Raw genomic sequence first — 12,140 nt, forward strand, 5'->3', positions numbered from 1 at the left:
TCCCCCGCGAAGCGGCGGGAGGGGGACCGGTCGCCAAAGAGCGACCGGTGGAGGGGGCAAGCCTCAAGCACCGCGCGTTGGGGCGGCTGTCGTCAACTCGGCAACTGGGGCTCGCCCCCTCCACCCCTCCCGCCATCGCTGCCGCGATGGGGGAGGTGATGCAGCACACCCTTGAGGAATTCCTGCGCGCGCTGCGCGCCGCCGATGTGAAGGTCTCGCCGGCAGAGGCGATCGACGCGGCGCGGACGGTCGCGGCGGTGGGCTATGGCGACCGCGAACTGTTCAAGGACGCCTTGTGCGCCACGCTCGCCAAGTCACGCGACGAGGTCGGCCGCTTCGATGCGACCTTCGAGACCTTCTTCACCCGCACCTCGCTCGACCTGGCTCCGCCCCCCGAGGCGGACGAACAGCGGTCCGGCGAGGACCCGCCGGGCGTGGCGGACTCGCCCCTGGCCCAGATGCTGCTGGCCGGCGACGCCGCGACCGTGGCCCAGGCCATGGAGGACGCCGCCCGCCGCGCCGGGGTGGCCGAGATCCGGCTCTCCACCCAGCGCAGCCGCATGACCCGCCGGCTGCTCGACGAGATGGGTCTGGCCGAGGTCGAGGCGATCATCGCCGGCGCCCGCACGCTGCCGGAGCATCAGGGTCTCGCCGAACGCCTGGACGCCGCGCGCAAGGCGCTGGCCGGCGAGGCGCAACGCTTCGTCGAGCGCCAGCACGCGCTCTACGCCGCCGGCTCCGGCAAGGCGCTGCGCGAGGAGATGCTGGCCAAGAAGGCGCTCAACGCCGACGGAGGCATTGACCCGGTGGACCTGGTGATGATGCAGGCGCTGGTCAGGCGCATGGCCAAGCGGCTGGCCGACCGCTACTCGCGCCGCCGCCACCGGGCCAACCGCGGCCACCTGGACGTGCGCAAGACGCTCCGCCGCTCCATGGCCCACGGCGGCGTGCCCTTTCAGATCGCCTGGAAGATCAAGAAGGTCGACAAGCCCTCGATCGTGGCGATCTGCGACGTCTCCAAGTCGGTGGCGGCCGCCGCCCAGTTCCTGCTGACCTTCCTCTATTCGCTGAACGACGTGGTCGACCACCTGGACGCCTACGCCTTCTCCGGCCGGCTGATCCCGGTCAACGCCATCCTCGACGACAATGGCGTCGAAGGCGCGATCCTCAAGGTGCTGCAGACCATCGGCTTCCAGCAGACCGACTATGGCCGGGCGCTGCAGGACTTCTGCGAGAACCACCTGGACGGCGTCGACCGCCACACCACGGTGATCTTCCTGGGCGACGGCCGCTCCAACTTCGCCGACCCGCGCCTGGACCTGATGCAACTGATCCAGCAGCGCGCGCGGGCGGTGATCTGGCTCAACCCGGAACCGGAGAGCTATTGGGGCCAGGGCGACAGCGTCATGCACCGCTACGCCCGCTTCACCCACGTGGCCAAGCCCTGCAACACGCTGGGGCAGTTGGAGCGGATCATTGAGGACGTGCTGAGGACGTACTCGGCGCACTAGGCGTAGCGTTCAAGACGCCCCCCGACATCGGCCTATGACTAGCTGCGCCCTAATCCGAGCGGCCAAGTTTGACGGACGGCAAGCGCGAGGCCGATAATTGGGGCCGAAAGCAAACCCAAAAACCCACCCGTCGCCGGGCCGAACTCGAACAGGAAGAAGCCGAGGAAAACTGCCCCGTCTATAATGGTGCAGGCTCGGAAATTTGCCAGGAACGCACGACCGCCAATACCGCCCGGCCGGAAGAAACCTAGGATGAAGAGCGAAAGTCCGAAAAAGAGCGCGACCCCGCCAAGAGCCACCTTCGCTTGACCGATAGAATGCCACCCGCCAAGCGCAGCAGCCTCTTCGCAAACTGCCGCGATCACGCCCGTTGTGACCAGCAGCCGCCGCTTCTCGGGCATGACTTCGGTTGGGAAACTCATGTTGGCATGTGGTGGTGGCAAACCGACAACCGTCAAGGTCCGCGATAGGCGAAGCGCGCCGGCTACCAGCTATCGATCCACCTGAGCTTTTTCTCCGTCCTTACCGGAACCGGCGGCAGAGCCTTCAGTCCAGCCACCACCCACCGCCGCGTATCCGCCGGGTCGATGACGTCGTCCAGCGCCGGGTAGGAGCCCCGGGCCATGGCCTTGCCGCCCGCGTAGGCCGCCGCCACCATCTCGTCGAACCTGGCCTTGCGGGCCCCCGGGTCCTCGATGGCGGCCAGCTCGTTGCGGTAGCCGAGCTTGACCGAGCCCTCCAGCCCCATGCCGCCGAACTCCCCGGTCGGCCAGGAGACGCAGAAAGCCGCCGCCTGATAGCTGCCGCCGGTCATGGCGATGGCGCCCAGGCCGTAGGACTTGCGCAGGATCACCGAGAAGATCGGCACGGTGAGGTTCGCCCCGATCACGAACAGCCGCGAGCAGTGGCGGATCAGGCCGGTCTTCTCGGCCTCCGGCCCGACCATGTTGCCCGGCGTGTCCGAGAGCGACAGCAGCGGGATGTCGAAGGCTTCGCACAGCTGCATGAAGCGGGCGGCCTTGTCGGAGGCGTCTGAATCGATCGCGCCGCCGATATGCATCGGGTTGTTGGCGAACACCCCCATGGGCCGGCCTTCGACACGGATGAAGGCGGTAACCATGGCCAGGCCGAACTTCGGGCGCAGCTCCAGCACGCTGCCGTCATCGGCGATCAGGGCGATCAGCTTGCGGATGTCATAGACCCGCAGGCGGTTCTCGGGGATCGCGCGGCGCAGCAGCCGTTGATCCGCACACGTCCAATGGGCCACCGGACCCTGGAAATAGGACAGGTACTGCCGGGCCGCCACGACCGCGGCCTGCTCATCGTCCACCAGCACGTCGATGGTGCCATTGGCCTGCATGACCTTGATCGGGCCGATCTCTTCCGGTCGGAACACGCCAAGTCCGCCGCCCTCGACCATGGCCGGGCCGCCCATGCCCAGCGCTGAGTCCTTGGTGGCGATGATCACGTCGCAGCAGCCGAGGATCGCGGCGTTACCGGCGAAACAGCGGCCGGAATTGATCCCCACCAGCGGCACGGTCCCCGACAGCCTGCCCCAGAACTCGAAGCCGCGGGTATAGCCGCCGCCCTCTGTGTCGCCCGGCCGGCCGCCGCCCCCCTCGGTGAAGAACACCGTCGGCAGTTTCCAGCGATGGATCAGCTCGCTCATCCGGTCGAGCTTCCAATGGTTGTTGGCCCCTTGGGTCCCGGCCAGCACGGTATAGTCGTAGGACAGCACCGCGCATCGCGCCCGGTCCTCGGCGAAGCGGTCGCCGTTCACCGAGCCCAGGCCCATCAGCATGCCGTCGGCCGGCGTGGTGGCGACCAGTTCGTCCAGGCTGTGCCGCCGCCGCCGCGCGGCGACCACCAGCGGCCCGTATTCAACGAAGCTGCCGGCGTCGAGCAGGTCATCGACGTTCTCGCGCGCCGTCCGCTGGCCGGTCTTGCGCCGCCGCGCCACCGCGTCGGGCCGCGCCGCGTCGAGGGTCAGGCGGTGGCGTTCCAGCACCTCGGCCAGGTCGGGGCGAATATAGTCCAGATCAATGACGTCTTCGTCCTGGTCGCCGGCGCCCGCGATCTCGGCCTCCTCCAGGAAGGCCAGCGGATGGTCCTCGAACACCGTGTCCCCCACTGCCACGGTGACCTGCCGCACGATCCCGGAGACTTCGGCTGTGATCACATGCTCCATCTTCATGGCTTCCATGATCATCAGCGCCTGGCCGGCGCGGACCTCATCGCCCGCGGCCACGGAGATATTGATCACCGTGCCCTGCAGCGGCGCGCGGAGCGGCCTGGCGCCTTCCGGGCCCTCGGGTTCGTCCGCCTCGACGACGGCCTGCGTCGCCTGCTTGCCAAGCGCCAGGATCGCCAGGGGATCGCCGGCGTCGACCTGGTAGCCGACCTTCTGCGCCGCCGGCGGCGCGGCCCCGCGCGCCGCGGCGTCGAAAAAGAGCCGGGGATGGGCCTGCGACACGCCGGCGAGGTCGGCCATCTGCTCTTCGATGTAGCGGGTGTGGATATCGCCGGACGCCACCGCCGGCTGGGCCAGCAGGTTTTGCAGGAAGGCGATGTTGGTGGCCGAGCCCTCTAGGCGGAATTCCGCGAGCGCGCGATAGGCCTTGGCGACCGCGCGCGAGAGGCCGGCCTCCCTTGTAAGATCCGGGCCGACATGGACGATCAGCTTGGCCAGCAGGCTGTCGAACCGAGCGCTGGTGCGATAGCCGGCATAGCCGAAGCCGTCGACCCGCACGCCCGGCCCCGAGGGCGGCTCAAAGGCGGTGAGCAGGCCGCCCGCCGGCCGGGCCGAACCGTCCGCCGCCATGGTCTCCAGATTGACGCGCACCTGCACCGCATGACCCCGGGGGGCGGGGACGTCGCCTTGCGACAGGCGAAGCTCCCCCAGCGAGCGGCCCGCCGCGATCTGCAACTGCAGCCGCACCAGATCCAGGCCCGTGACCTCCTCGGTGACCGTGTGTTCCACCTGCAGGCGCGCGTTGCCCTCGATGAAGACGAACCTGTCCTCCTCCACCAGGAACTCGATGGTCCCCAGGCTCTTGTAGGCCGCCGCCTGGCCCAGGCTGACCGCCGCGGCGAACAACCGCTCGCGCAGGTCCATGGGCAGCATGTCGGCGGGCGCAATCTCCACCACCTTCTGCCGCTGACGTTGCAGACTGCATTCTCGGTCCCACAGGTGGACGACCGAGGCGCCGTCGCCGACGATCTGCACCTCGATATGCCGCGCCCTGGGCAGGAACTGCTCCACATAGAGGTCGCCGGCGCCGAAGGCGGCCTGGGCCTCCGAGGCGCAACGTTCGAACGCCGCCGCCAGATCCGTGGGCTGCATCACCGGCCGCATGCCGCGCCCGCCGCCTCCGGCCACCGCCTTGACCATCACCGCCCCGCCCGGGCCGAGTCCGGCGAAGAACGCCCTGGCGTCCTCCAGGCTGGTAGGCCCATCGGTTCCCGGCAGCACCGGCACGCCGCACCGCTGGGCCAATCTCCGCGCGCGGCCCTTGTCGCCGAACAGCGCCAGGGTCTCCGGCGTCGGCCCCACGAAGGTCAGCCCCGCTTCGGCGCAGGCCCGCGCGAAGGCCGCGTTCTCACTGAGAAACCCGTAGCCCGGATGCACCGCGTCACAGCCGGCCGCCGTGGCCGCGGCCACCACATGGGCGATGTCGAGATAGGCCGCCGGCCCGGAGCCCTGTAACGCAACCGCCTCATCGGCCTTGCGGATGTGCAGCGAGGCCGCGTCGTCCTGCGAATAGACCGCCACGGTGGCGATGCCCATCTCGGCGGCGGTGCGCGCGATGCGGACGGCGATCTCGCCCCGATTGGCGATGAGAAGCTTCTGCACTGGCGTCCCCGAACCTTGAACAAGCGGTCTGACGCCGCCTGGAGAGCATCATGCCGATGCGGAGCGCGAGGCCAAGCGCCTTAAGTTCTCCGGTCCCTTGCCGGGCTATCGGATTCACCCCTCGGGACTGGACGCCGGACGTCGTCAGGCGGCCTGGCTGGCCTCCCGCCTCAGAGAGATTGTGATGCAGGGACCCCGGAGCGCAAAGAGTCGGACTCCCGGAAGGTCTGCGGCCGCCACCAGGGCGGCGTCGTACCGATGCAGGTCCCAACGCCTCTGAGCCGCCATCATCTCGACGACGCCAAGCGCCAGGAGCAGGTTGATGTCCCCTACGGGGTTCCAGAGGTTACCCTCCAGTCGCTCGACCTGCGCGCGATACCGACCCCGCAGGACCATGACATTCAAGTCCACGACCGGGCCGCCAGCCGGGGCGCCGTGGCACGCGATGTCGCCGGCAAACGCGTAGGGTGCTGACCTGTGGGTCAGCGTGACGGGGTCGCCGACCGCAAAGCCAAGCGTCAGTTGCCCTTCAAGAACCGACAGCGTGCGATCAACGCCGGGGAAGGTCGAGAACGGTCCAGGCGCGCTGACTTCGGCGAGGCTCACCCGCCAGTCGAAGGCGGCCAGTCCGGAACCGACCGGCCCGCAGGCGATTTCCCGCGTCACCCCGCCGCCATTTTTCCAGGACTGTTCCAGGCGGTCGGCCGCCCGAAGAAGGTGCGGCGTCACCCAAGGATACCCGGCAGGTCCAGACCTTGCTCGCGGGCGACCTGCAAGGCGATGTCATAGCCGGCGTCGGCGTGGCGCATGACGCCGGTCGCCGGATCGTTCCATAGGACGCGGGCGATGCGCCTGGCGGCGGCCTCGGTCCCGTCGCAGACAATGACCATGCCGGCGTGCTGAGAAAACCCCATTCCGACCCCGCCGCCGTGATGCAGCGACACCCAGGTGGCGCCGGAGGCGGTGTTGAGCAGCGCATTGAGCAGCGGCCAGTCGGACACCGCGTCGGAACCGTCTCGCATGGCCTCCGTCTCCCGATTGGGAGAGGCGACAGAGCCGGAGTCCAGGTGGTCGCGGCCAATCACGATCGGAGCCTTCAGTTCGCCTGACGCAACCATCTCGTTGAAGGCCAGGCCCAGCCGGTCGCGGTCGCCGAGGCCGACCCAGCAGATCCGGGCGGGCAGGCCCTGGAACCTGATCTTGCTGGCGGCCATGTCGAGCCAGTTGTGCAGGTGCGGATTGTCGGGGATCAACGCCTTCACCTTGGCGTCGGTCTTGAAGATGTCTTCCGGATCGCCCGACAGCGCCACCCAGCGGAACGGCCCCATCCCGCGGCAGAACAGCGGGCGGATGTAGGCAGGAACGAAACCCGGGAAGTCGAAGGCGTTGGCGACGCCGGCCTCCTTGGCCATCTGGCGGATATTGTTCCCATAGTCGACGGTCGGCACGCCCGCGGCCTGGAAATCCAGCATGGCCTGCACGTGCTCGGCCATTGAGGCGCAGGCTGCGGCCTCGACCTGAGCCGGATCCTGGTCTCGCATGGCGGCCCAACGTTCCAGCGTCCAGCCCTTGGGCAGGTAGCCGTTCACCGGGTCGTGGGCAGACGTCTGGTCGGTCAGCAGGTCGGGCCGCACGCCGCGCTTGAAAAGGTCGGGCAACAGTTCCGCGGCGTTTCCGAGCAGGCCGACCGAAACCGGCGCCTTCGCCGCGCATGCCCGTGAGATGATCGCAAGTGCTTCATCGACATCGTCCGTGGCCTGGTCGAGGTAACCGGTGCGTAGCCGCATCTCAATCCGCGAGGGTTGGCACTCGATCGCCAGGCACGAAGCGCCGGCCATGACCGCCGCCAGGGGCTGGGCGCCGCCCATGCCGCCGAGGCCAGCAGTCAACAGCCAGCGGCCGGCCAGGTCGCCGCCGTAGTGCTGGCGGCCCATCTCGACAAAGGTCTCGTAGGTGCCCTGAACGATGCCCTGGGCTCCAATGTAGATCCAGGAGCCGGCGGTCATCTGGCCATACATGGCCAGGCCCTTGCGATCGAGTTCGTTAAAGTGCTCCCAGGTGGCCCATCGCGGGACGAGATTGGAATTGGCGATCAGCACGCGCGGGGCGTCGGCGTGGGTGCGGAACACGCCCACCGGCTTGCCGGACTGCACCAGCAGGGTCTCGTCGTCCTCCAGCCGCCGCAGGGTCTCGACGATCTTGTCGAAGCTTTCCCAGTCGCGGGCGGCGCGACCGATGCCGCCGTAGACCACCAGCTCTTCAGGTCGCTCGGCGACATCGGGATGCAGATTGTTCATCAGCATTCGCAGCGGCGCTTCGGTGAGCCAGCTCTTGGCTGTTCGTTCGACGCCGGTGGCGGCGCGGATGACGCGGGTGGTGTCGAGGCGGGTCATGAGCGGGCGAAATCCAGACAGGCGTTGAGAACTTGGGTCAGGACCGCCCGCATCGGGGCGGCGCGGTCTTCGGAGTAGTCGGTGGGCCAGGCGCGCGAGGTGAGCAGGCCCGGCGGCTCGTCCATGTAGCCGCGGCAGGCGAGCTCCATCTGGATGGCGTGGACGCCGTCGCCGGGGCGGCCGTAACGGCGGGTGGTCCAGCCGCCCTTGAAACGGCCGTTGGTGACCCGGCTGAAGGGGCTGGCGTCGCAGGCCGCCTCGACGGCGGCGGTCAGGGCCGGGTCGCAGCTGGCGTTGGAATTGGTCCCGATATTGAAGTTGGGCAGCTTGCCCTCGAACAGCCGCGGGATCTCAGAGCGGATCGAATGGGCCTCGTAGAGCACGACCTTGCCATGGCGGGCGCGCAGGCGGGCGATCTCGCCCTGCAGGGCGGCGTGATAGGGCTCGAAATAGTCGACGCGGCGCCGGGCGATTTCAGCCTCGTCGGGCTCGGCCCTGCGATAGAGCGGCTCGCCATCGAACGTGGTCGTCGGGCACAGACCGGTCGTAGCCTGGCCGGGATAGAGCGACGCGCCTGACGGGTCGCGATTCACGTCGATGATGGTGCGGCTCATCGCCGTGCGGACCGTGGTGGCGCCGAGGTCGGGCGCGAAGTCGTACAGGCGCTCGACCCACCAGTCGGCGTCCTTACGCGCCAGCCACGGCGAGATCAGGCGCCCGGAGACCCGCGGGATCAGGGCCGTCCCGGTATGCGGAAAGCTGACCACGAGGGGCGCATCGCCCCGCACGATTTCGAGCCAGTCGGTCATGCGACCCCCGGGAGCGTACAGCCGGCGGCGTCAATGACCGCGCCGGACCGGACCAGATTGGTCGCCGCCTCGATGTCGGGGTGAAAGAGACGGTCGTCCTCCAGGTGCGGGACCTCCGCGCGCAACAGGCGGCGCGCGCGTTCGAGGGCTGGGCTGGACGTCAGGGGCGCCTGGAAGTCGCAGCCCTGCGCGGCCGCCAGGAACTCGATGCCCACCACAGCGGTGGCGTTGCGGGTCATGGTCAGCAACCGGCGCGCGCCGTGCGCGGCCATCGAAACGTGGTCCTCCTGGTTCGCGGTCGTCGGGATTGAATCCACGCTGGCCGGTTAGTCCATCTGCTTGTTCTCCGACACCAGGGCGGCGGCGGTCACCTGCGGGATCATGAACCCCGAATTGAGCCCGGGTTTGGGGGTGAGGAAGGCCGGCAGGCCCGACAGGGCGGGATCGACCAGCATGGCGATCCGCCGCTCGGCGATAGAGCCGATTTCGCAGATCGCCAGCGCGATCATGTCCGCGGCGAAGGCGACCGGCTCGGCGTGGAAGTTGCCGCCGGAAAGCGTCTCGTCGGTCGCGGCGAAGATCAGCGGGTTGTCGGTGACGCCGTTGGCCTCAAACCCGAGCGTGGTGGCCGCCTGGCGCAGGATGTCGAGTGCGGCGCCCATCACCTGCGGCTGGCAGCGCAGGCAATAGGGATCCTGCACCCGTTCATCGTTGGCCAGGTGCGAGGCGCGGATCGCCGACCCGGCCATCAAAGCGCGGAGCGCGTCGGCGGTCTCGATCTGACCGGGCTGTCGGCGCAGGATGTGGATGCGGGGGTCGAAGGGCGTGTCCGAACCCTTCGCCGCCTCGGTGGAAAGCGCTCCCGTCACCAGGGCGGAGCGGAACAGCACCTCGGCCTCGAACAGGGCGGCCAGCGCAGTGGCGGTCGAGAATTGAGTGCCGTTCAGCAGGGCGAGCCCCTCCTTGGGGCCGAGGGTCAGGGGTTGCAGGCCGGCCTCGGCCAGGGCCTGGGCGGAGGGCAGGCGGGCTTCGCCGACGAAGGTCTCCCCAACACCGATCATGGTCGCCGCCATGTGGGCCAGCGGCGCCAAGTCCCCGGAGGCGCCCACCGAACCCTGGGCCGGGATCACCGGGATGAGGCCCTTGGCAAGCAGGGCCTCCAGCAGGGCGATGGTGGCCGGCCGCACGCCAGATGCCCCCTGGGCCAGGCTCGCCAGCTTCAGGGCCAGCATCATGCGGACGACCGGAACCGGCGACGGGTCCCCGACGCCGGCGGCGTGGGACAGCACAATATTGCGTTGCAGGGTCGCAAGGTCGCGGGCATCGATCCGCACGCTGGCCAGCTTTCCGAAGCCGGTATTGATCCCATAGACCGGCTCACCGCGGGCGAGGATGCGGGCCACGGCGGCGGCGCTTTCGGCGATGGCCGGCCCGGCCTCGGGGGCAAGGGTCACCCGGGCGCCGCGATAGATCGCGCGCCAGTCGGACAGCGGCACGGCGCCGGGATTGAGGACGATCACGCTCACCGGGAGGTCTCCGCTGGCGGTCGAGGCCAGACGATGGGAAACAGGGGATGGTCCATGGGTGCGCCGGCTGGCAGTTCGTCCTCCAGGCCGGGAAACGGCGGCGAGGTGGTCCAGGCGCGGGGCGCGTGGACGGCGTCGTCGCCCAGGAACCGGACCGAGAACACCCGCCGCCGGCGGTCGGCCCCGGCCGAGGCGTGCAGGGTGAGCATATGGAAACAGACCAGGTCGCCGGGCTCCAGGGCCCAGCCCAGCAGGGGCCAGGCGGCGCGATCGGCCTCGATGTCTGGCAGGTCGGCCAGGCTGCCATCGGGGAACCAGCGGGCCTGAGCGTCCCTGAAACTGCGCGGCATCAGCCAGGGGCCGAGGTGCGAGCCGGCGACGAACTGCAGGGTCGAGGCCTGGCTCACCGGGTCCACTGGGATCCAGAAGCTGCAGGTCTGGCGGCCCTCGACGTTGTAGTAGGGCTGGTCCTGGTGCCAGGGGGTCGGCTGCAGGGTGCCGGCCTCCTTGGTGAGCATATGATCGTGATAGAGGCGCGCGGTTTGGGACCCCATCAGCCCAGCGGCGATCTCGCCCAGGCCGGACTCGAAGATGAACCGCCGGTAGGCCGGGTTGTCGCGCCAGTTACAGAAGTCCTCGACGAACCGGCCGGGATCGTCCTGGCGGCTCGCGATCTTCGCCCGCGGACTGGGGGTGGCGATATTGGCGTCGATACCCTCGCGCAACAGGGCGATCAGGTCCGCGCCGATCACGCCCCGCAGGCAGACGGCGCCGTCGCGGGCGAAGTCCTCGGCAGATGTCGCGGCGGCTGCGGTCATCGTCCTCTCCAGACACGGGCATGGAGCGGGTTGAACCCCATACGATAGACCAGTTCGGCCGGGTCCTCGATGTCCCAGATAGCAAGATCGCAGGACTTGCCGGCCTCCAGTGTGCCGGTCTCGGCCAGCAAGCCGAGCGCCCGGGCGGCCTGGCGAGTGACCCCGGCCAGGCACTCCGCGACCGTGAGGCGAAACAGGGTCGCGCCCATGTTCATGACCAACAGCAGCGAGGTGAGCGGCGAGGTGCCGGGATTGCAGTCGGTCGCCAGCGCGATCGGCACGCCTGCGGCCCGCAGAGCCTCGACCGGCGGGACCTGGGTCTCGCGGACGAAGTAGTAGGCGCCGGGCAACAGGGTTGCGACGGTTCCGGCCCGCGCCATCGCGTCGATGCCCGCCGCGTCCAGATGCTCGAGATGGTCGGCGGACAGCGCCCTGAACTCGGCGGCGAGCGCCGCGCCCTGGAGATTGGAGAGCTGATCGGCGTGCAGTTTCACCGGCAGTCCGTGCGCTCGCGCCGCGTCGAAGACCCGTCGGGTCTGAGCCGGCGTGAACCCGATCCCCTCGCAGAACGCATCGACAGCGTCGGCCAGGCCAGACGCGGCCACGGCCGGGATCATTTCGCGGCACACCAGGTCGATATAGCCGTCGGCGTCCCCGGCGAATTCCGGGGGCAGCGCGTGAGCGCCCAGGAAGGTGGTGCGAATGGAAATCGGGCGACGCTGTGCGAGTTCTCTCGCCACGCGCAGCGATTTCAGTTCCGGCTCCAGGGACAGGCCGTAGCCGGATTTGATCTCGACAGTGGTCACACCCTCGGCGATCAGAGCGTCCAGGCGGCGCAGGGCGCTTTCCACCAGATCGGCTTGGCCGGCCGCGCGGGTGGCTCGCATGGTGGAGACGATGCCGCCGCCGGCGCGCGCGATCTCCTCGTAGGACGATCCCGCCAGACGTAGTTCAAACTCGTGAGCGCGGTCGCCGCCGAACACCAGATGGGTATGGGGGTCGATCAGGCCGGGCGTGATCCAGCGCCCCTGGCAATCCAGGGTCTCGGCGGCGCTGAGGGCGGTCGGCAAATCGCCTTCCGGTCCGGCGAACAGGATACGGCCGTGGCGGGCGGCCACAGCGCCGTGCTCCACCACGCCAAGGCCCGCGCCGTCGGCCAAGGTCGCCAGTCGCGCGTTTCGCCAGATACGATCACAATTCATGGCCGCCACGGCCCTCCGTCCCGCCGGC

8 protein-coding genes and 1 pseudogene are annotated in these 12,140 nt (G+C 69.2%); 1 reads left to right on the forward strand and 8 read right to left on the reverse strand.

The genetic code is table 11. The features are described from left to right. The first annotated feature begins 158 nt into the window (after window positions 1–158). Entirely contained in the window at window positions 159–1,511 is a 1,353-nt protein-coding gene (locus tag RMN86_RS09645; protein ID WP_309605629.1) for a VWA domain-containing protein, read from the forward strand. Between the two features lie 38 nt (window positions 1,512–1,549). Here the strand turns inward: RMN86_RS09645 and RMN86_RS09650 are convergent, their stop codons facing one another. The 8 genes and pseudogenes from RMN86_RS09650 to hutI all read right to left on the reverse strand — a co-directional run bounded on the left by RMN86_RS09650 (window position 1,550) and on the right by hutI (window position 12,112). Next, complete coding sequence (locus RMN86_RS09650; protein ID WP_309605630.1) at window positions 1,550–1,912, reverse strand: hypothetical protein; 363 nt, start codon at window positions 1,910–1,912, stop codon at window positions 1,550–1,552. Between the two features lie 83 nt (window positions 1,913–1,995). Next, window positions 1,996–5,364, reverse strand: coding sequence for a carboxyl transferase domain-containing protein (locus tag RMN86_RS09655; protein WP_309605631.1), 3,369 nt, complete (start codon window positions 5,362–5,364; stop codon window positions 1,996–1,998). Window positions 5,365–5,508: 144 nt separating this feature from the next. Beyond that, on the reverse strand, window positions 5,509–6,093 hold the full coding sequence (locus RMN86_RS09660; protein WP_309605632.1) for a HutD family protein: 585 nt from the start codon (window positions 6,091–6,093) through the stop codon (window positions 5,509–5,511). Continuing rightward, window positions 6,090–7,757 (reverse strand): urocanate hydratase, encoded by a 1,668-nt coding sequence (gene hutU, locus RMN86_RS09665; protein ID WP_309605633.1) that lies wholly within the window; start codon window positions 7,755–7,757, stop codon window positions 6,090–6,092. The genes RMN86_RS09660 and hutU overlap by 4 nt, the downstream gene beginning before the upstream one ends. Further along, window positions 7,754–8,566, reverse strand: a complete 813-nt coding sequence (gene hutG / locus RMN86_RS09670) for an N-formylglutamate deformylase (protein ID WP_309605634.1) — start codon at window positions 8,564–8,566, stop codon at window positions 7,754–7,756. The genes hutU and hutG overlap by 4 nt, the downstream gene beginning before the upstream one ends. Then, window positions 8,563–10,122, reverse strand: a pseudogene (gene hutH / locus RMN86_RS09675) (histidine ammonia-lyase). The gene hutG and the pseudogene hutH overlap by 4 nt, the downstream one beginning before the upstream one ends. After that, window positions 10,089–10,910, reverse strand: a complete 822-nt coding sequence (locus RMN86_RS09680; protein WP_309605635.1) for a phytanoyl-CoA dioxygenase family protein — start codon at window positions 10,908–10,910, stop codon at window positions 10,089–10,091. Before RMN86_RS09680 ends, hutH begins: the two are co-directional and overlap by 34 nt. Continuing rightward, on the reverse strand, window positions 10,907–12,112 hold the full coding sequence (gene hutI / locus RMN86_RS09685) for an imidazolonepropionase (RefSeq protein WP_309605636.1): 1,206 nt from the start codon (window positions 12,110–12,112) through the stop codon (window positions 10,907–10,909). Before hutI ends, RMN86_RS09680 begins: the two co-directional genes overlap by 4 nt. Between the last annotated feature and the right edge of the window lie 28 nt (window positions 12,113–12,140).

The sequence above is a fragment of the Phenylobacterium sp. genome, from assembly GCF_031360265.1.
Lineage (GTDB): Bacteria > Pseudomonadota > Alphaproteobacteria > Caulobacterales > Caulobacteraceae > Phenylobacterium.

Coding starts and splice junctions, on each gene's coding strand:
- RMN86_RS09680 (WP_309605635.1), bottom strand. CDS start 10,910: ATGACCGCAGCCGCCGCGACATCTGCCGAGGACTTCGCCCGCGACGGC.
- hutG (WP_309605634.1), bottom strand. CDS start 8,566: ATGACCGACTGGCTCGAAATCGTGCGGGGCGATGCGCCCCTCGTGGTC.
- RMN86_RS09650 (WP_309605630.1), bottom strand. CDS start 1,912: ATGCCCGAGAAGCGGCGGCTGCTGGTCACAACGGGCGTGATCGCGGCA.
- hutI (WP_309605636.1), bottom strand. CDS start 12,112: ATGAATTGTGATCGTATCTGGCGAAACGCGCGACTGGCGACCTTGGCC.
- RMN86_RS09645 (WP_309605629.1), top strand. CDS start 159: ATGCAGCACACCCTTGAGGAATTCCTGCGCGCGCTGCGCGCCGCCGAT.
- hutU (WP_309605633.1), bottom strand. CDS start 7,757: ATGACCCGCCTCGACACCACCCGCGTCATCCGCGCCGCCACCGGCGTC.